The organism is Paenibacillus polymyxa (assembly GCF_018614975.1).
GTDB lineage: Bacteria > Bacillota > Bacilli > Paenibacillales > Paenibacillaceae > Paenibacillus > Paenibacillus polymyxa_E.
Map to the genome: position 1 here is coordinate 379,583 of NZ_JAGGNR010000014.1, position 20,911 is coordinate 400,493.

At 46.1% G+C, this 20,911-nt stretch carries 21 protein-coding genes; 1 reads left to right on the forward strand and 20 read right to left on the reverse strand.

All coding sequences use genetic code 11. From position 1 onward, the window contains the following. The 4 genes from J7E78_RS14890 to J7E78_RS14905 form a co-directional block, all read right to left on the reverse strand. A complete protein-coding gene (locus J7E78_RS14890) occupies window positions 1-864 on the reverse strand; it encodes a carbohydrate ABC transporter permease (protein WP_215077025.1) in 864 nt (287 codons plus the stop codon). 2 nt (window positions 865-866) lie between these two features. Beyond that, window positions 867-1,778 (reverse strand): carbohydrate ABC transporter permease, encoded by a 912-nt coding sequence (locus J7E78_RS14895; protein WP_215077114.1) that lies wholly within the window; start codon window positions 1,776-1,778, stop codon window positions 867-869. A gap of 75 nt (window positions 1,779-1,853) precedes the next feature. Next, window positions 1,854-4,781, reverse strand: coding sequence for an extracellular solute-binding protein (locus tag J7E78_RS14900; RefSeq protein WP_215077026.1), 2,928 nt, complete (start codon window positions 4,779-4,781; stop codon window positions 1,854-1,856). A 125-nt stretch (window positions 4,782-4,906) separates the two neighbouring features. Then, entirely contained in the window at window positions 4,907-6,286 is a 1,380-nt protein-coding gene (locus tag J7E78_RS14905) for an ABC transporter substrate-binding protein (RefSeq protein WP_215077115.1), read from the reverse strand. Window positions 6,287-6,816: 530 nt separating this feature from the next. On the opposite strand from J7E78_RS14905, the gene J7E78_RS14910 reads away from it, so the two are divergent. After that, complete coding sequence (locus tag J7E78_RS14910) at window positions 6,817-7,860, forward strand: LacI family DNA-binding transcriptional regulator (protein WP_311517414.1); 1,044 nt, start codon at window positions 6,817-6,819, stop codon at window positions 7,858-7,860. Between the two features lie 140 nt (window positions 7,861-8,000). Here the strand turns inward: J7E78_RS14910 and J7E78_RS14915 are convergent, their stop codons facing one another. The 16 genes from J7E78_RS14915 to J7E78_RS14985 all read right to left on the reverse strand — a co-directional run bounded on the left by J7E78_RS14915 (window position 8,001) and on the right by J7E78_RS14985 (window position 20,799). After that, window positions 8,001-9,179, reverse strand: a complete 1,179-nt coding sequence (locus J7E78_RS14915; RefSeq protein WP_215077027.1) for a DUF4272 domain-containing protein — start codon at window positions 9,177-9,179, stop codon at window positions 8,001-8,003. An 80-nt stretch (window positions 9,180-9,259) separates the two neighbouring features. Continuing rightward, window positions 9,260-10,480 carry an RtcB family protein gene (locus tag J7E78_RS14920; RefSeq protein ID WP_215077028.1) on the reverse strand — a complete coding sequence of 407 codons (1,221 nt, stop codon included), beginning with the start codon at window positions 10,478-10,480 and terminating at the stop codon, window positions 9,260-9,262. A gap of 178 nt (window positions 10,481-10,658) precedes the next feature. Further along, entirely contained in the window at window positions 10,659-11,081 is a 423-nt protein-coding gene (locus J7E78_RS14925; protein ID WP_311517417.1) for a hypothetical protein, read from the reverse strand. A 108-nt stretch (window positions 11,082-11,189) separates the two neighbouring features. Further along, complete coding sequence (locus J7E78_RS14930) at window positions 11,190-11,624, reverse strand: GNAT family N-acetyltransferase (protein ID WP_215077029.1); 435 nt, start codon at window positions 11,622-11,624, stop codon at window positions 11,190-11,192. Window positions 11,625-11,679: 55 nt separating this feature from the next. Next, window positions 11,680-12,105: a GNAT family N-acetyltransferase gene (locus tag J7E78_RS14935; RefSeq protein WP_215077030.1), complete on the reverse strand. Its 426-nt coding sequence runs from the start codon at window positions 12,103-12,105 to the stop codon at window positions 11,680-11,682. A gap of 66 nt (window positions 12,106-12,171) precedes the next feature. Next, complete coding sequence (locus J7E78_RS14940; protein ID WP_215077031.1) at window positions 12,172-12,771, reverse strand: hypothetical protein; 600 nt, start codon at window positions 12,769-12,771, stop codon at window positions 12,172-12,174. Between the two features lie 44 nt (window positions 12,772-12,815). Further along, window positions 12,816-13,052, reverse strand: a complete 237-nt coding sequence (locus tag J7E78_RS29410) for a CDP-alcohol phosphatidyltransferase family protein (protein ID WP_251035028.1) — start codon at window positions 13,050-13,052, stop codon at window positions 12,816-12,818. Window positions 13,053-13,075: 23 nt separating this feature from the next. Next, entirely contained in the window at window positions 13,076-13,270 is a 195-nt protein-coding gene (locus J7E78_RS29415; RefSeq protein ID WP_251035029.1) for a CDP-alcohol phosphatidyltransferase family protein, read from the reverse strand. A gap of 10 nt (window positions 13,271-13,280) precedes the next feature. Then, window positions 13,281-13,820: a ClbS/DfsB family four-helix bundle protein gene (locus J7E78_RS14950; RefSeq protein ID WP_215077032.1), complete on the reverse strand. Its 540-nt coding sequence runs from the start codon at window positions 13,818-13,820 to the stop codon at window positions 13,281-13,283. Window positions 13,821-14,031: 211 nt separating this feature from the next. After that, entirely contained in the window at window positions 14,032-15,957 is a 1,926-nt protein-coding gene (locus J7E78_RS14955) for an ABC transporter permease (protein ID WP_215077033.1), read from the reverse strand. Beyond that, window positions 15,954-16,709 carry an ABC transporter ATP-binding protein gene (locus J7E78_RS14960; protein ID WP_215077034.1) on the reverse strand — a complete coding sequence of 252 codons (756 nt, stop codon included), beginning with the start codon at window positions 16,707-16,709 and terminating at the stop codon, window positions 15,954-15,956. Before J7E78_RS14960 ends, J7E78_RS14955 begins: the two co-directional genes overlap by 4 nt. Before the next feature lie 115 nt (window positions 16,710-16,824). Then, a complete protein-coding gene (locus tag J7E78_RS14965) occupies window positions 16,825-17,829 on the reverse strand; it encodes a sensor histidine kinase (protein ID WP_215077035.1) in 1,005 nt (334 codons plus the stop codon). Then, a complete protein-coding gene (locus tag J7E78_RS14970; protein WP_215077036.1) occupies window positions 17,826-18,515 on the reverse strand; it encodes a response regulator transcription factor in 690 nt (229 codons plus the stop codon). Before J7E78_RS14970 ends, J7E78_RS14965 begins: the two co-directional genes overlap by 4 nt. Before the next feature lie 184 nt (window positions 18,516-18,699). Then, entirely contained in the window at window positions 18,700-19,464 is a 765-nt protein-coding gene (locus J7E78_RS14975) for an SDR family NAD(P)-dependent oxidoreductase (protein ID WP_215077037.1), read from the reverse strand. A gap of 48 nt (window positions 19,465-19,512) precedes the next feature. Further along, a complete protein-coding gene (locus J7E78_RS14980) occupies window positions 19,513-20,259 on the reverse strand; it encodes a class I SAM-dependent methyltransferase (protein ID WP_215077118.1) in 747 nt (248 codons plus the stop codon). Window positions 20,260-20,451: 192 nt separating this feature from the next. Further along, window positions 20,452-20,799, reverse strand: coding sequence for a VOC family protein (locus J7E78_RS14985; RefSeq protein WP_215077119.1), 348 nt, complete (start codon window positions 20,797-20,799; stop codon window positions 20,452-20,454). Window positions 20,800-20,911 lie beyond the last annotated feature (112 nt).

Consider the following 20,911-nt stretch of genomic DNA (forward strand, 5'->3'; position numbering starts at 1 on the left):
TTAATCCTTCATGCCCGAGCTCGCCATCGTCTCAATGATTCGGCTCTGAGAGAAAATAAATAGCGTGATCGGCACACTCATCAAAATCAGTGCCACCGCCGCACCCGCTCCTGCCCGGGATATTCCGCCCTGAATAATCTGCCCTGCTGCATAATGCAGGGTCTTGAGCTGCTCGCTGTAAATGTACCCATTGCCATCACTGCCCCATAACATCTGGAACAGCAGAATGATCAATGTAAGCCAGGCTGGCTTCACATTGGGCATAACAATGGACCAGAAGATCCGGTATTCACTGGCACCATCAATCTTGGCCGCTTCCAGTAGTGCATCCGGGATCTGCTCCATGAACTGCTTCATCAGATACAACCCGAGTGAATAGGCAAATGCCGGGATGATAACAGCCCAGTACGTGTCAATCCATCCGAGCCATGACATGATCATATAGTTCGGAATAGCCGTTACCGCAGGTGTAAACATCAGTGACAGTACGACCACCTGGAACATGAATACTTTGCCTGGAAACTTGTGCTTGGCAAGCGGGTAGGCCGCTGCGGAAGCTAGCAATACATGGCCTACGATTCCGATGCCTGTAATAAATACTGTATTGAATATATAACGTGAGAACGGTACCCACGAGTCACTCAGCAGATTCAGCAGATCCGTAAAGTTGCTGAATGTTGGATTTTTGACAAACAGCGTCGGTGGAAAGGTAAAAATCTCATCCAATGGTTTGAATGCATTGTTGATCGCATAGATCAACGGCAGTACCATGAAGGCACCAAATACGAGCAGAAGGGCAAACAGGGAGAGGCTTCCCGATCGCGAGCGATTCACGCGTTTTTTGCCTGTCGCAATTGCAGCCATAGCTACTCTCCCACCCTTCGAAGCAGTTTCTGTACCAGCAAGTTGGTGCCCACCATAATCATGAACAGCACGGTGGCAATTGCTGATGCATACCCCATCTCAAACCGCGTAGTACCAAAGTCGATCAAATGGGTCACCACCGTCTCTGCTGCATAGTTCACGCTTGGGAACCCGGCCAGTGCGATTGACACATCGGCCACGGCAAATGAGGTTGTGAGCTGAATGACTGCGCCGAACATCAACTGCGGGCGCATCGAAGGCAGGGTAATGTACCATAACTCCTGCCAACGATTTTTGATCCCATCCACCGCTCCTGCTTCATACAACGTCCGGTCCACCGTCTGCAAACCAGCGATAAACGCCAGAAATCCGGTTCCGAGACTCAGCCACAACTGCACAAGAATGAGGATAGGCATAATGTAAGCTTCTGTCTTCAACCATTGGATCGGCTCCAGCAGAAAACCCCATTTGATCAACAGCCCATTGGCAATACCATAACGATCTCCCGAGAAAATCATCAGCCAGATAAAATATACATTGCCCGAGATGGAGGGTGCGTAGAAGATCAGCGTCATGAACGCTCTCCATTTTGGGGTTAACTCATTAATGATCCACGCGAAGACGAAGCAAGCAATGTAACTGATCGGTCCGGTAATGATGGCAAACAGCAGCGTATTCTTGATCGCAATCAGGAATACATCATCCTCCAGAAACAAGCGAGTATAGTTCTGCCAGCCAATGAAACGTGGAAATTCCAGCATATTAAAGTAGGTGAAACTGAGTATGATCGAGATGACAACCGGAATCACGGTAAACATGGCGAACAGCAGCATGTACGGTGCAAGCAGGACATAGGAATGTTTGCTGGCCTTCATTTCCTGGAGTTTCCAGCTCCACCACGATTTCATGCCCATCCTTGGCGCTTTCTCAGGAGGACTGTTTTGTCCGTCTCGGAGTGATATTTGTGGCACGATTAACCCTCCCTCTGCTTACGGAAGACCAAATTCATTACGCTTCACTCGAATCTCGTCCTGAATATATTGGGTATAATCCATGATGGATTCCCTGGCTTCCACTTGGCCAACAACGGTTTTGTAAAATGCATTGAACAGATGGCGGCCTGTAAAATAACCACCGGGGACTTCGGGAATACCCTTCACCGTTTCGAATTGAGCCTTTAGATTGGCGTAGTCCTCAGCAGGCCACGGCAGGGAATCCAGCGCCTTGATGTTGGCCGTTGGATAACGGGCAGCGGCACCCATCAGTCCTTCCATCTCCCGTCCGAATTCTGCCTGAATCGGTGCACTGGTCCACCACTTCATGAACTCCCACGCCGCATCCTGATCCTTGGCACCCTCCAGCATCATGACCGCGCTACCTCCACCCGGTACGTCCCGATTCAAGGTGCCATCTGCCTGAACGGTTCCTGGGACAGGAACGAATCCCCACAGTCCCCGAATCTCCGGTGCAAATACAGACAACTGGTTGTACATGGTGTAATCCGTTAGTCCAATGGGCATCTGTCCTGTCCGGAAACGGTTGGCAAAATCATATTCCCGCTCCAGCTTGTAATCGGTATAGAACTCCGTCCACCGCTTAAAAGTCTCGATGCCGATCCGGGAATCCAGGTCCGACTCCCTGTCATCGTTCCGATAGAAGGCGCCACCGTTCTGGAGCAGCATCGTGGCATACTGCGAGTTCGGCGGAATATTGACCCCCTGCATATTGGCCTGGGTCACAATCGGCATGCCAAATTCCATATGATTTTTGCTCAGAATCGCGAGTAGAGCCTCGACATCCTCCCAGTTCTGAGGCACTTCAAGTCCGAGTTCTTCCAGCACGTCTTTACGATAAAACAGCATGTTAAAGGTCTGTGTTTCCGGCAGGGCATATACGCCTGAATCATAGGCATACGGTACAATTGCACTTTCCCTGAACTCCTGTTCTACGGTGCTATAGTCGCTGAATTGCGTCAGATCTACAGCCGAGTTCCGCATCGCAAAGTTCACGGGCAGATCATTGCCGATCTGCATCGCAACATCCGGCCCTTCACCGGACAAGGTCGCTGGCAGCAAGGTTCCCATGTTGACCAGCTTCAGATTCACGTTAATGCCACTGTCTGGTGTGAAGGTCTTGTCAATCATCGCCTTCATCGTATTTGCCTGATCCCGTCCGCTACCAATCCAGACCGTTACGGTGCGCTGATCTTCCGATGTAGCTACATTGCCGATCTGGTTATAATCAATGAAGAACGAATGATAGAATATCTTCGCTTCATGACCAAGCTTCGCGAGTGGCCCCATCCCTGTTCCGGGAATATCTTGGTCGATCGAAGTGACGTACAGCGCATCGATCTCAAGGGGCTGCTCTCGTGCCTGCTGCACCCACGTTCCGAGTCCGCCCGTGTTGGTTTTGTAAGCCGCAAGCCGTCTTGGAATGGTATCTGGCTTGTCAATCATCTCGTCCAGTTGCAGCGCCATTGTCTTAATCAGCGCTTCCTGATCGCTGGATTGACCAGACAGAAGGCGAAGCTGCGAAGCTACATCCTTGAGTCGTTTACTTTCCCCGCTGAACACTTCCAGCAGGTTCGGAATCTGCTTTTCTACCCGGTAATCCCGGAATTCATCAGGCTTCGTGCCTGTAATCATCAGAATACGTCGGTACATGGAGTTCAAGTTATACAGACTGTCCTCCACATTTCGGATGAGGGGTGCAAAATCACCTAGGCTGTTCTCCAGCCGTAGCACATGTTTTCCTTTTTCCAATTGAAACTTGTAGGCTTCCTTGCCGCCCATGACGTCAATGCGATAGTCACTGTGATAACGAAAAGGTGCTTTGGTCATCTCCGCGAACGGAACTTCACCATCAATGGTCAGTTTGCGTGTAGAATAGATGCCTTTGACAAAATTCTGCTGTGCGGTAAAACCGATATGATAAAGTCCACTCTCCGGCACGTCCACTTCCCATTCAATCCACTGCCCTGGCAAACGCCAGTTAAAGCCGCCAATCGTATTGATGCGTACCTGGGATGCGCTATAAGGAGATACAGCAGAACTTGACCTTTCGCTCGTCGGGTATAACGTAGGTGAAGATTTGGCAACAGCGGCTTCTCCTTCAATGCGAATAAGTACATCCTTCGGCTGGCCGGAAGAATCCGATTGTTGTGCACCCGCAGTCTCCGCGTAAGGAACGGCTGTCTTCTCATTGAAAAGACGAATGGACCGAATCACCATGGGTTCACGCGAAGATTTTAGCGTTAGCGTATGTTCCCCTTTTTCCAGATAAAACTTGAATGGAGCCTGTTCGTACCCGTCGGAGTCCTGAAATGTTGCTTCCATCCAGCGAGGTTGCTCCACTTGTCTCGGGCGAAGGTCATTGCCTTGGTTGTCCTGCTCAACGACATTTTTCTCATTGGCCCACACCCGGTCAAACTGCAAATAGGCGGCTTCCGCAAAAGGAAATTCACCATCAATGTACAATGCACGCTCAATGGCCGAACTCTTGCCTTCAACGGGATAATAAATCGCGGACAGGTTATACAGCCCGGTCTCCGGCACGTTAATGGTCCAATCGACTTGTCCAGTCTCTCCGGTATGGAGAGATACCCCATCCATTCCCTCATAATTCGTCAGTTTGCGGACGTCTTCACCTTCGGCTCTTATGTAATCTCCTGCTTCAATGGTGATGTCCACATTCGGCTGTGTAGCCTGATCCGTTCCGGATTGATACTGTTCGTACCCCTTTTTCTGCCGGGTCTGCTGCAAGACTGCATCCACTTCAATGGCAGGCAGACTGCCAGGTGGAATGTTTGCACTCTTCACATCAGCGCCGGAAGTTACATATAGAATGATGCAGGCTGCCGCCACAAGGATTACTGTGGACAATATCCATGTCTTACGTTGTAGAATTCCAGCCATTCTACGAGTCCTCCTCATCAAGGCTGATGCCAGCAAAGCCGATTTGGTGGTTCAGGAAAAAGGGGCTCCGTGCAACTTTGCCGACACGAGCCCCTGCCTGAATCGTTTGCTGGTGATAAGTATTGTTATTGTTTGCCGAGTTTATCAATGGCAGCTTGTGCCTGTGCTTTGTATTTCTCGGCTGTTGCTGTCACGGAAGCGTTGTTTTTGATGATATCGTTCACGTAATCTCCAAATGGGTAACCCGTGTAGGCATCATCCAGCAAAATGCGGCCCGTTCCAGCGATGTGCTCGCGAATGATGGCAATATCCTTCTCGTCGGTATAACGACTCTCCAGATAATCCTGACCTGGATACTCTTCGATCTGTGGGATGTCGAAGGTCTCTTCATAGATTTGGTAGACGATCTTTGGATCCTCCACACCTTTTGGAATGAACTTCGCTGATGCCGCGTTGTTTGCATACGTTACCTCTTTGCTACCCTGTGGCCCGTTCGGAATCGGTACAACACCAACAGCAAAGGTGAGATCGCCCAACTGCCATTCAGCAGCGGTAAACAGGGCTACATCTCCATCTTTGAACGTATTGCTTTCCTCCCAATTGGTTTTGTCGCCGGTTTTGACCTTCACGACATTTTCCACGTTATACAGGCGTTTGACGAATTCAGCAGCTTCAATCGTTTTCGGATCGGACAACCCTTCTTTGCTATTGGTATCATCCACAATCGTTCCACCGTTGGCAGCGGTAAAATGACGAACGACATCAAGCGCCCAGCCAGAAAATCCGTATACGTCAGTTTTGCCGTCGTTATTGGTATCTTTGGTTGCCTGTTTGGCAAGTTCCATGAATTTGTCCCAATCCCATTTGCCTTGGTTATACAGTTCCTGCGGATCAGGCAAAGATAATTTTTTGAACAAGTCACGGTTATAGTGAAGTCCCAGACCGATGCTGGTTGGAGATTCGAAGGCGTATTCGTTGCCTGCAATGGCAGGAAATTTTGTGATCAGATTAGCCTCTTGGTTGATGTTATTCTCAGGTGTAGTGAATTCGGAGATGGGCAATAGTTGCCCTTTGAGGATGGCGGGTAGTGCGGATTTGTATTCCATCTGAACGATATCGGCGAAAGGTTCACCGGCCAGCGCAGACGTGGTGAATTTGTTCATGTATTCTTCGAAAGGTACGTTAACAAACTCCAGTTTTACGTTGTATTTCTTCTCGACCTCTGCAATTTTATCAAGTCTGGCCTTATCGGAGGCCGTCTCTCCCGCCGGTTTCAAGTCCCACCAGGCCGCGACCTTGATGACACGCCCACCCAGATCAGGAACATTAACCACAGCTTCTTCCGCTCCGCCCTCTTTCTCTGTCTCAGCGACTTCGGTGCTGTTACCTGAGTTCGTTGCTCCCTCTGCTTCGGTCCCCGTCTGCGTTGTCCCCCCACTACTGCAAGCGGATACAAAAAGTATCACGGCCAATAATATCAGAGGTAGAACATTCCATCTTCTCATCATGATTTTAACAACCTCCCCGAATCTGTATACGAATCATGGTTCACCCTAAATCGTTAACCCCATTATTCAACCAATCGAAAATAAACAACCACCACCATTTGTTATTTTCTTGTTTGTTTTTGACAAACAAAATTTAACACAGCTAAATGTAAGCGTCAACATTTTTGTTGTTAACATTTTCTAATTATTCTGATAAAATGCTTATATAACTTTAATATGACTGTATTACAGCTTATTCAATATCCTGGACTCTAAGTACACACTTAATTAAAACCATGAACATAACTTTTATTATTTTGTTATTTTTATAAAATAACAAAATAATAATTAAGTAGACAAAATTCGTCATTCTATCTGAAAATATACTTATCATCACGTTGAACGTTCATCCTAAAATACTGTGCATCACTAACATTCTGAATTCTCTGTCCGTTATTAGATTAAGAGAAATACATCGTGTTATACTAGAAACAGTTGGATATCGCTCCGAATAAGGAATACGGCAGAACTACGAGTGTAAGGATGGTATGATGAAGACAAAGGTAACAATTCAGGAAATTGCACATTTTACGGGTTTGTCGAAATTCGCGGTGTCACGAGCTTTGTCTGGAAAATCGGGCGTTAGTGATCAGACGAGGGATGTCATTCTCAAGGCCGCCGGCAAACTTGGATATTTCAAAGATAACAGCATGTTGTCTGGCGAACTGTATAATAGCAATGAATCTCTTCAGGAACCGAAGAACACACGTTCAATCGGGACGATCTTGATTTTGTTTCCCAATGTTCGGTACCAAAATCAAGACTCCGTATACTGGGGCCCCGTCTTTAACGGGATCTCTTCCAAGCTGAACCAAAAAGGGATTAATATTCTGACCTTGACGGAACCCTCAGCAGACCAGCTATTTACCCTGCTCAACCCGGATGCGATTCGTGGAATCATTACCGTTGGCTCTATCTCGACCCCGATTCTGCTTGAAATCAAGCGTCTCAGTATTCCGGTTGTGATGGTCGATCATCTGGACCCTGTTTTTCACAGTGATAGCATATTCACCGATAACTTTGCATCCATGCGAGAGATCATGCTCTATTTGCTCCGCAAGGGCTTCAAAACCTTCCAGTTCGTTGGCAATATCGGGGATGCTCATAGCTTCTATGAACGCTGGATTGCATACACTTCTGTGCTTATGGGCCATGGGATGGAAATACATCAGATTCCCGAGTTGAGTAATCAGGCATTGGATGAGTTCCGCCAGACGTTCACTTCGGTGATCAGTGGGGAAAACCTGCCTGAAGTGTTTGTATGTGCGAATGATTTCTATGGGCTATACACTATAGAAGCCCTTGAGAGTATGGGTATTCGTGTACCCGATCAGTGTGTTGTCACGGGATTTGATAATCTATACGACAATATCCCATTACTGGCTACAGTTAATGTGAACAAGGAGTTGCTCGGTGCGCGTGCAGTGGATCAGATGTTATGGCGCATTGCGAATCCAGAGAGTAACGTCGAGAAAAAGTTGATTCTTGCTGACGTCATTATTCGTGAACAGTTCGGCAGGCATAGTGGGTAAAAGCAACATATATGGTGGTTAATATGTTTATCGAAGCATATATGGAATAAAGCTTATGTCCAAATAGAACAGCACGCCAAACACCCCTTTAACCGTATTCGTGCGGTTATAGGGGTGTTTGCATTGTTGTATGTTGTGTTCTACGTATCTGTACGCACATCATCCCACGCCTGATCCAGATAACAGATCAGCCAGTTCAATGCACGGTGACGTTCATAAGCCACTCCACCATTCAGGCCAGCGGGAGGTGTTCTGTCATTCACCCGACTATCCACACACACCCAGTTATAACGGTAGATCAGATCTGCTTGATCCAGAATCTCGCTCTTGCTGCGCAGAGATGCATCGGAGAAAAAGTCGGTAAAACTATCCTTCTGTTGCAAATAACCGACATCCTTCCCTACGTTACACAACTCCGTTGGTGCACCCAGTTCCTTCACATAACCAAGCGCCCACAACATCACGTGGTAAGCTTCATATCCCCAAGAGAAGGAGATGATCTCCTGCTGCTCTGCTCCGTGCTGGTCTATAAACCTCTTCTCTATGGGTGAGAAAAAGGATTCAGCCTCATACTTGTCGATCACTTCCTGAACCAGTGCTGCGGTATCATCCGCACTTTCGCCGGCTCCCAGACACTCCCCCTTAAGCGCGGCAAGACATAGGGCAACCGCACGGCGCGCAACTTCCTCTTTACTCCGAATCGTGGTGTGCTGGTCTCCGGCCCTTGCGGGCAAGTTCGCATTATACGGAATGCCTCGTTCAGTCAACAGTTGCTCTGACCGCGATTTACGTTGAATGCCAGACTCCGATTGGGGTCTGTTATCGTCAAGGAAACTGGTGTGCGCTGTCACCGTGTAATCCTCCACCTCAGATTCTCCATTCACATCCAGTAATAGCTGGCCTTGTGCGTTCAGCAGAGATCCACCTCCCCAGAAGATGACGGCATCCAGCGCATCCGCCAAACGCAACAATTCGCCGAAGAATTCTTCCGAAATGTCCTCTTCCGTCTCAATACCAACCACCATATTGAGTGTGGAACATTTGATCAGTACCTTTTCCTGGAGCGCAGCATTGCGCCCTTCAATCTGACTTAAAAAACCAAGCATCCCTTGAATCATTATCGTAAATTCCTCTGGATGTGTCTGGCTGGTCATGATATTAAAGCCTTTGTTTTTTTTACTGAACCATTTCTTCTGAGTCACTTGAATATGAGTCTTGTCTTCCTTACGCTCAATGATATCCTCTGGATAAATGCCTTGAACCACTTCAAACAGCTGATCCAGGTCAAACTGAGAGCTATATATCGCACAATTTCTCATGAAGTTCACCCTCTCTCTATATATATAGTTCAACTAATGAATATTTACACTGGCACTTCGATGGCAGAATAACTTTGTTATTAGTCCTTATACGGATCGAATTCATTACCTCCGGCCATGGCGACACCAACGGGACGCAGCACATGGTTGATTTTCAGTGTATTCGCATGTGCGTTCAGTACGTCTTGCAGTTTCTTATACACAAACGGACTTTCGTCTGTGCCCGCTCCCCGCAGCTCGACACCATAGGCACGAATTGCCTCATGCATCTGTGCTTCGCTAATTTCACCGCCCATGCGTGTGCGAAGCTTGTAGTTCATTTTGCCAGCCGCCTGGGTTCGGCTCATCGTGCGTCCTGCCCCATGTACGGTGCTGCGGAATGACTCGGTATTCTCCTCGCTGTGGATCCCCTCCACAATCACCGAGATATCTCCCATACTTCCTCCGACAAAACCAAGTTGCCCGGGTGCCAACGGTGTTGCGCCTTTGCGAACCACCACAACCTCTTCACCCATATGTTGTTCTTTCCAGGCAAAGTTGTGATGGTTATGTACGGCATATTCGGCATTTGCCCCGAGAATTCCGAGCACCTGTTCAATAACATAGTCGCGTCCTGCATAGGCGTATCGGCCCGCCAAAGTCATTCCATCCCAATACATATCACCCATTTCGCTGTTCAGGTCAAACAACGTAGGTGGTTGATCCATGGATTCGCCCGGAGCTTTGCCACTGAACTCACGCCCTGCGGCAAGGTTAAGGAACCCACTCGCCACTTTATGACCGAACCCGCGGCTGCCAAAATGATTCGCGATCCATACCTTTCCCGTTGCCTCTTCTACAAAAATATCCACGAAATGATTGCCACTGCCTACAGTTCCAAGTTGATTGCGCGCGAGTGTCTTCAGCTTATGTTGTAATCCCGGCTCAATGGTATCAAACAGCTTCCAGCTCGCATCGTCGAACAGTTCATGATCCACGGGTGTTGGATTGTTGCGGCCCACGCCGAAAGATATGGTCGAATTGATATCATCCATGATCGTACCAATCTGATCTCGAATATCGTCCCACATCAGATTTGTACGTACAGCCTTGTTGCCACAGGCAATATCATATCCGACACCTGACGGACTGATCATATTCCGATAAGCGACAACACCACCGATAGGCTGTGAGTAACCTTTGTGATGGTCGGCCATCAGAGCCACACCCAATACATCTCCATATTGCGAGCAAGTCACCGCCTGACTTACGGCGTTCTCCAGCGGCTCCCCCCAGACTTTAATGTTATCTACGATCCGCATGATTGTGTTAACCCCCTATGTATTATTTTGAATATTTCATCTTATATTTCTATACTGTTGCTTTCATTAGTTTAACAAAGATCAGCGTGGCTCGAAACGTTGTCTTCCTTTAGATCACCAATTATCTACGCATAAAAAAAAGAGAGCTCAGCTCCCTTTTCTCACGGTTGGTTCCTATTCACTTCTTGCTAATCTTAAACTTGAACGCCCAAGTCGCTGTGTTACCAGAATATCGACCTCTGTTCTCGGTCACCACCACGGAAAGTGTCTTATTGGTTGATTTGGAGAACGAAGATAGTTTGACGTTGGCGCTTTTATCCCCGTAATCGGGAATTTTGTCCTGTTCTTCGGCGATGGCCTCCAGTCTCAACGTACCTGTGGACTTGAGATTTAAGGTGACCGATGAACCCTCCTCCAGATCTTTGCCGTTCACGCTTGCTCCGATGGCCCATTCGTTGCCCACAGAGTTATTCTCGATTAGCTCTGCGCTCACCAGCGTCACAGTGACTTTAACCGTTTTGGCGGCAGCATAGGAGGTTGGGGAACATACGGCGAATACCAGGCTCAGAATCATGAAGACATTAGCCCATTTTTTGAACACGAGAGTGCCTCCCTCTTATTCGTTCCTTTTATTAAGACTATGCCTTATTCGCCATGTTCCTTAAGTAATCCTTCCACTTGTGCAAGAAATTTTCTCTTGAATTATGTGTTAAAGATGCTTCCGGTAACCCTGCACCTTCTCATCCTTGAAACCCAGCTTCTCATAAAATATATGTGCTTCCTTGCGCTGATCGCCAGACACCAGAATCATGTAACCACAACCCATATCTTTTGCAATCCGCTCAATCTGGAGCATTAATCTCTGCCCAATGCCCTGTCTGCGCACCTGCTCCGATACAATCACATTCTCCACAACCATGAACGGTTTGCATGGACCCACCAGATCCATACACTCAATACCCATAACGGACCCGACCAGCCTGCCATTGTAAAATGCCCCAAGCACATGATAATGACCATTCTGTTGTATGTAATGAAACATCTTCTGCATCTGCTGCTCGTTCGAAGGCGTTCCCATCAACTCTTGATACAGTTTGCTTAAACCCGGCAGATCCTGTAGTTCAATCGCCTTGATTGTAACCATAACCTGTCCTCCTGACGTTCTCTCTTAATTGGTATTCTATTATTCTTATTCTATCTTAAGTGAGGTCCTTCTTGAAATAGTAATGATGATGCCCTCTTGGTGCATTCTCTATCGTTGTAATCAGTTGGTATCCGTGCTTCTTGTAGAATTCCGGTGCCTGGTACGAGAAGGTGTTGAGCATAATAAAATCACAGTCCTTCTCACGCGCAAGGCATTCAACTTCAAGCAACAACTGGGAACCATATCCCCGATGCCGTTGTGCAGAATCTACCCAGAGAATATCAAGCTCTATCCAGTTCCAGCATAGTGTGCTCAGCACTCCTGCGACAATTTCGCCAGCCTCATTTTTGATATTAAAATTCAGTTCCTCATACCGATTCTTCAGTTCATTGCTCACATGGGCCGCATTATATGCGACTAATTGCTGGCGAACATACGCTGAATCTTGCGCGGTACTTGGAGTTATATTTCCTTTAGACATCTCTTGTCCCCCTCCCAATGATCGCTTCATTCCTTATCTAATACATATAATAAATTTAACGAAAAATTATTTTGGTAACTGAAGCAACCATTTACGCAACGACTCAATCTCTATAAATATATCTTTACCCTCGTTTTTCGGTTTACATATATCAAACTCACTCTGTGAGGGATACTCACGTAGCAGCTTGCTCCATAGAAATTCTATAGCTCTCAATAGCTCTGACAAAAAGAGCTTTTCAGATGTAATGAACTGGGTCAGTACATCCTGAGGAAACAACTCCAAACGAATAGTACACCTTAATTGCCCATTTCTCTGCCGCTCCAATTCAAGCAAGTAAGGATCAATCCCGTAACTTACACAGGCTTTGTCCTGCTCCATCAATTTGCGAATAGCTCGCAGATAATCCTGCCATATATTCAAACCACTTGGAACCTCATATCCGATTAGTGATTGTCCACACTCATCAATTACATGAATAGCCATCTGAAGGCAGTCTAGCCCGAATTTTGGGCCCATCATCAACCGTTCTAGCTGTTTACGATCATTTACATCTGCATACCGAGCTTCCGGCCTTTGTGTCACAGCAACCAGCCAGTTATCTATTCCAGTTTCTTCTTCAATTAGCGATACTGGTTTATTCAGCAGAACTTTAGCTTTAATCAAGTTTCATTCGCCTCCTTCACCCTGAAAGTAATGACTAATCCTGCCTACTTCGCTCCCACTCGAAGCATTTTGTAGTAGTTTGCCAATATGTAATTCATCCCGGATAAGAGAGTAACACCTGCTGCAACCCGTAGTAATATCACGTCCACGCGGATATCAGTTAGTAGCTGAAACGAATATTTGTTGAGCATTATGGCAATGATAGCTGCCACCTGAAACACCATTTTGATCTTGCCATACCGATCGGCCGGAAGAACAATGCCCTGCTCTGTCGCTACCATTTGTTAACGCTGTAATGACAATTTCACGTCCTATAATGATTACAGCAACCCATGAACTGATCATATTTTCTCGCCACATATCCATCCAGTTTATCCGTACCTGCTACTACTGCAAAAATAATTAATGCAATAATCACGCTTTGCTGATTGAGAAAACAGATCATAAACAATGGAATCAACACGATTCTAGCCAAAGTAATTTTATTTGCCAGATTCATTAGACAGCTCCTATTCACTCCTCTCATCCATGTTGGCTAAGTGACCTTTTTTCCATTTGCGAATTCGGGTACGAAAAGATTTAAACGGAGCTACCGAATTAATCTGAATCCACTTCACCATAGCCCATCCAGGCTTGGTTCCGGTCCACTGTCTTGTCCCCTGTACAAATAACTCTTCATCACTAAGCGAGTCAATCCAGTTCTGCCACTGCTGTTCTGTCTCCCGAAACAAAGAGCGCAGCTCCTCCAGCGTATAACCTGAATACTTTTCGTAAAAAGATTCATTTAATAACCCCAGTTGGTTCCATTTATACCCTGGTGCAGGCATATGACATTCATGTCCCAACTGCTCATTTCGCTCCCAATCCATCACCAGATTCATCCATCCTAACTGGTAGGCGATCATCTGGGCAGGGGTCTTATCCACACCTTCAACCCACGTATCTTTGTCGCTGTTATGGATGTCATTGAATTCACCCTCAAACAATTCATAGGTGCGTCGAATCGTCTCACTTAACTCTTTCTTCGAGGCATATAGAACTCCAGGCACGCTAATTTGCTCCCCTCGTTTCACCGATTTACATGAATCAGATTCATTGATACTATCATTATTTCGACCTAGTTCCATCATCATCCTTTTTTTCATATAAGATGTAAGTAGGTGACATTATATTTAGAAAAAAAGAAAAGGCAGACTGTAATCATACAGCTGCCGCTAATCATCTTTATTTTGCTATATCATCTACTTCTGAGCCTCAACTCTACAAGGCTTCCTTAATCACCCGCTTATAGTACCACACAGACAACAGACCAAAGATCGAATATAACAATGTATAGACTATCATGACAATGACCATAGGTGTCGCCAGCTCCGTACCAAAGAAGAACCAACCTGACTTCACGGCAAAGTAACTATGACTCAATCCCACCACAAGCGGAATACCGAAGTTAAATAACTGCTTGATCTGAATTCCCCTCAACAGATTGCCTTGCGTAAATCCAAGTTTTCGCAGAATGGTATAATTACCCTTCTCCTCTTCACTCTCGTTCATTTGTTTAAAGTACAGGATACATCCCGATGTGATCAAGAACGTCAAACCAAGGAAGCCAACAATGAACATAATCAGTCCCATATTGTTACGTTGGTTATTTCTGAACTCAATCTGGGAGAAGCTGGGAGACTTCAATTGCAGATTCGCAAAAATCGCATACGCATTCTCGTCTTGACCCGGATCAGTAATTTGTACACCGTAATAATCAGTCGCTTCCCCCACCTGAATGTTCGGATCAAGATCCTGGGCAAGCTCAGCATAAACCGATTCATCCACAACTGCTACAGGCGTACCTTTGGTGTAATATACGGGAAGGACTCCCTGTTTGGTGGTTCCAATCAATTGCTGGTCAATCGTTTTCTTCAACCCATGCAGGACAATGGGACCTTCATCCCGTATTGAAAAGAATTGCTGAATCACATTGCCGTATCCCATGAAAATGACTTCGCCTGGTTTCAGATTAATGTTATCTACCATCCTGTCACTTACTACACTGCTGAACAACAGCTCCTCCATTGTGGAGTCATTCATCACCTTGTGTGCATCAATCTCAATATACAGAGGTTGTCTGTGCTTTTCTTCATATCGAATCTGTTGGTTATCCAACTCGGTTACAAAACGATTTTTCACATCCGCCTGAGCAAAAGAGAAATCCTCCGGCAAACTTTCCTTAGCCTGCGCTTCTGCCGAATAATACGAAATGTAACTGAGTGACAGCATGCCAATAGCAAGCGCCGACACGGTTGTAATAATCGTGAGCAGCAATGCATTAGATTTCATGCGGAACATGATTGAAGATAAAGACAACACCTCATGAATGGTAAGGTATCCGTTTTTGCTTTTGCGAATCAGATTAAAGATAAAACTTACCGAACCCTTATAGAACAGGTATGTCCCCAGAATGACCGAGAAGAGAATCAGAATCATCGTATACATCAACTGCTGCATATCCATTGCCTCACCGCTAAACAGCCGTGCAGACATGAAGTATCCATACACAATCAGAGCAATGCCTAAGACGCCAACAATCATCTGTCCGACAGACATCTTCTGCACCTGCTGTTCCGTAGTGGCCGACACCTGAAAGAGTGAGAGAATGCTCTGTCTCTTGATAAAAGTGTAGTTCATCAGCATGATGAGCAAATACATGATCGTAAAGACAATCACCGTTTGCATCAGTGCCATCGGAGAGAAATACAGTTTCGTAATCGCATCCACACCGAGAATTTTGAACAATATCATCAATACCAGCTTGGACCCAAGAAACCCAATTAACACACCGATCACCATGGAGCCAAAATAGAGAATACTATTCTCCGCACTCAAAATGCCAAAAATTCTGCCTTTTGTCAGCCCGATCAATTGAAATAATCCAATTTCTTTGCTACGCCGCTTGATAAAGATTGTATTGGCATAGAGCAAAAAGATGCCAACAATGACGATTAACAGTACCGAAGATGCGCCTATAGCCGCCGCACCTTTCGTTGAAGCAGCCACTTCATCCATGGAAGGATCATACTGTAACGTCACAAAGGAAAAATATAAGGTCACACTGAACACAAGCGCAAATACATAGAGATAATAATTCTTCAGATTTTTTCTGAGATTGCGGAAGATAATATAATTCAAGCTCATTGCTGCACACCACCCAATACGCCCTGGGTTTTGATAATATCGTTGAAGAACGATTGCCGTGACTCGTCTCCTTTATTCAACTGGGTGTAAATCTGACCGTCTCGAATAAAGATTACTCTGCTGCAATAACTTGCGGCAACCGGATCATGGGTAACCATAATAATAGTCGCCTTTCGTGCGCTGTTCATATCACTTAATTTGCCGAGCAGATCCGAAGCGGACTTGGAATCCAGCGCTCCTGTCGGTTCATCCGCAAAAATGATACTTGGTTCGTGGACAAATGCTCGTGCTGCCGAAGTCCGCTGCTTCTGCCCCCCTGAAATCTCAGATGGATACTTGTCCTTTAATTCGTAGATCCCCAGTTCACGGGCAATCTGTTCAAACTTCCGGTGTGCCTCCTGCTTTGGAATGCTCGTAATCGAGAGCGGTAATAATACATTTTCCTTCACCGTAAGAGTATCCAGAAGATTGTATTCCTGAAAAATAAAGCCCAGATGATGTTTGCGGAACTCAGCCAGCTGTTTCTCCTTCATTCCGGTGAATTCCTTGCCTTCAATATCAATCGCGCCCTGACTCACCCGATCGATGGAGGAAAGTACATTAAGCAGCGTTGTTTTACCTGAACCCGAAGGCCCCATAATACCAACAAACTCTCCCTTGCTTACCCCAAGATCAATCCCCTTTAGCACTTCCTGTTTGTTCAGTTTATTACCATAGACTTTATGAATTTTTTTGGCTTCCAGTATCCACATATCCCACTCACTCCTCTTAGAACTTCTGCAAATGCTCATGTCTATATCATAATCGGGATGTGTAATGTTATCGTGTGATTCACCGAACAAAACCAAAAAGCATGTGACATTGTTGTCACACGCCTGCAAGATGCACCATGTCGTTTTTTCGCGGAAAAGTAAGTGTGACGGTTGTGCCCTCGCCAAGAGAAGATTCTACATGAATGTTCACATGAAGCGTCTGGACCACCTGACGAACCAGATACAGCCCCATCCCGGTAGCCGCCCCATCCATTCTGCCTCGGGTGGACGTAAATCCTTTATCAAATATACGTGGCAGATCTTGAGTCTCAATCCCTCGCCCGTGATCCTGAATCATGAGTATGATGTGTCCATCCTGTTCCCGACTTTCAATGAGGATGTCCGATGAATCGCTATATTTCACCGCATTACTCAGCAACTGTCGGATAATAAACCCTAACCATTTGCTGTCTGTCAGCACGCGAGTAACCATGAGCGAGACATCAAAGCCAATGCCTTTGGAAATGCACCACGATTTCAGGGCTCGAATCTCGCCCTTCAGCACCGGTTCAAGTTCCGTCTCTTCGATGAACAAATCATTATGCATAAATGGAATTCGCTTCTGATGAAGCTGCTGATCCAGCAACTGATGAATTCGTAACCATTCATATGTCATTTGGATCTGTAACTTGTCATCTGGCAAGCGCTCGATCATCAGTTGCAACGCAGTCAGTGGGGTCTTCACCTCATGAATCCAGGACAACATCTCGTCCTTCTCTTGTTCCAGAGCGATAAAATGATGTGACGACTCCTTACGATACCGTTGTGTCTGGGAACTGACGGCCTCATGTACAATCTGCTCATATGGACTTTCGGCGATGTCGAGTTCTCCCAGATCATAGGTATGATCCCAGATGCTCAACTTTTTATAGAAACGGGTCTCTTTCAGGTATCTCGCCCAGATAAAAACAAGGCATACCACCACATTCAGTCCTACAATATACACCACAGATTGGAATGGAATGGACGAGTCCAGGTAGGCCACCAATAAAATAATAAACTGCATGCTTACCAGCAGCCATAACCAACTAGCCTTTTCTCGTATGTACTTGCCGATCATGCTTCGGCCTCTTCCGTTGCCATGTAGCCCTGACCTACTTTGGTTTCAATGTAACGCTCCAGTCCAATGGGTTCAAGCTTCTTCCGTAACCGATTAACGTTAACCGTCAGCGTGTTGTCACTTACGAAATGCTCGTGATCCCACAAGCTTCGAATGAGTTCCTCACGGGTAACAATCTGATTTTTGTGCTCGATCAGCACTTTAAGGATGAACATCTCATTTTTGGTTAACAGGACAGATTCATCCCCGCAGGTCAACGTATTTTTCACATATTCAATAGCCGCACCGCGCCAGGTTCGGAGTTCAGTATGCTCTGTATTATAGTTGTACACCCTCCGCAGAGTCGCTTGGATCTTGGCAATCAATACATCGAAGTGAAAAGGCTTCTGGATGAAATCGTCTGCACCCAAATGCATGGACATGACCATATCCGCAGGATGATCTCGTGAGGACAAAAAGATAATCGGCACATTGGAGTGCGAACGAATGATCCGGCACCAATGGAACCCGTCATATTGGGGTAACTGAATATCAATAATGACCAGTTGCGGCTGAATCACGCTGTACTCCTGCAATACCTTGCCAAAGTCCTGCACACCATACACGTCATACGACCACTGGGACAAACGTTCCTTGATTTCACTGAATAACGATTCGTCGTCTTCAATGAGCATAATTTTAAACAAGAGACTTCACCACGTTTCTGATCTTCTAAGGTTGCATAAGGTAATTAGACTCCGTTGTTGCAGGATCACCTTACCGTTACGAATCGTACTTCCGATCACTGATCCCAGTGTACAGGGAAATTGGGCTTATATCAAAAGGTATCCATACTTCGTAAAGAAAACGATCCGAAATACATATATCATATTAGCTCTCAATGGTGTGTATAACATGGCCTGCATCACTGTGTTCGTCCATCCGCTCGATCAACTGCATCGCTACGTCTCGTGGCGATCTTAATTGTCCTGCTTTATACACTTGGCTGAATAGCCCGGACAGCGCAAATTCCTCTGCACTTTTGCCTCGTGCAACAGCCTGTAATTCCGTATCGACCATCCCCGGATCAAAAGCAATAATCTCAACAGGGTTCTGTTTGCCCGTTTGCTCCAGAGATACGCATTGGGTGAACATGTTCATACCTGCCTTGGATGTACAGTACACTGCCATTGAAGGCGCGGGATAACTCCCCGAACCCGATGAGAGATTAACAATTTTACGTCTGGCGGACAGGTGATTTGTTTGTTGAATAAAAGATGAACTCAATATCATTGGCGCTGCGAGACTGATGTTGAGACTCTGACTTATCTCTGCCGCACTGCACTGATCGATAGGTCTTAGAGGCTCCAGCATCGCTGCATTATTAATGAGTCCAATGAATTCAGCTTCCTGAGAAGGTATTTGGTCCAATATGCGTGTAATCAAATCATCAATCCCCGTCAGATCGGATAAATCGTAATGAACATGACAGTAACGCCCGCTCCATTCCTCGCCTGATTCCAACAGATCCGAACCCCCGCGTGAAATACCGTAAACGTGATCCCCCTTAGCCAATAATAACTCTGCAAGTTGTAAACCGATCCCTTTGGATGTGCCTGTAATGATAAAGTGTCTTCTTCCTGTTTCTGTTCCCATTCCGATACCACGCCTCCTCTATTTTCAAAGCATGTTATTCCCCTACTCTTACGAGTTTTTCTTTCTCCACAACGTGGCCCACAGAAAAGGTACACCAAAACACGGTTCATGCTGCTCCATGGCCTTCATCGCACGGAACTCCACACATTCAAAGCCATCTTCCAGCATGTAGCGAAGCTTCTCCTCCGTGAACGCAAGACCACCTCGCATCGACTTCTCTTGATACACCTGCCAATCATTCATAACGATCTCAGGCCCACCAATATCTCCATAACCAGGAGCAAAACAAGTCATTCCAAAGGTTCCTCCAGGCCGGAGTGCATTGTGGATCATCTCTATGTAGGGAATGCGCTGATGTGGTAACAGATGATGCAGACAACCCGAGTCGTAGACAAGATCATATTCTTGCTCTGGGGACAATTCGAACACAGATCGACAATCAAAATGCACGTCCAGTTGCTCTTCTGCCGCCCTCTCTTTAGCCCAGCCAATAGCTGTCTCCGAAAGATCATAAGCATCTACCTGATACCCTTGGCGTGTTAAATACAATGCATTTCTGCCCGGGCCACACCCCAGTTCCAGTGCCTTGCCACCGCTCAGCAGACCTGTGTTCACATGCGCTACCAGATTCTCATCCGGTTTGTTTGGGAAAAAGGGTATAGGTCTGTTCCGATCCTCGTAGAAAGGTTCCCAAAACTGCTTGGCCGATCTGAAGTCCGCATCGAGCATATCATATAGGTCCTGTACACTTTTAATCGTCTTTTCCACAACCACATTCCTCCTTAAGTTCTCCATGCGAACCGTCATTTCCGACTATTCATTCCTCGTCATTTTCATTAAATCAACCACACTCTATTATAACATTTTTACCCAGTAGTTCTCTATTTTCCTTGTGCTTTTCTACTCCAAAACATAAGCTTTTTCCAACAAAAAAACGACCGACATGAATGTCGACCGCTTGCAATCGTTGGGGTTTTAAGTTGTAACTTACTTCGCCCGTTCCAAGACTGCAAAGTAATTTCCTTCGTTATCAGCAAAGTTGAAGACACGTCCGGTGGGCATCTCGACAATCTCTCCAACCGTTACATGTTTACCAGACAAGTCGCCATATAACTGATCCAGATTATCGGTGAAGAACATTAACGAAGGTGTGCCCAGATTTACACCCGCCGACATCCGTTCGACGAACTCTTTGTCATGGAGAATAATGCTTGTCTGCGAATCTGGGGTAGGCGCAATCTCAATCCATCTCATGCCCTCGTCAAGGTTTACTTCATCCACAATGTGGAATCCTGCGACTTCCGTCCAAAATGCCAGTTCAAGTGTGTAAAGCATGACATCACCACTGCCGAATTCAGCTATTTTTATACATATTTTTGTAATTAGTCCACGTGCTACTCCCTTGTCGAAGGTGTGATTTGCATGTAACAACGCCAACGATTTCATA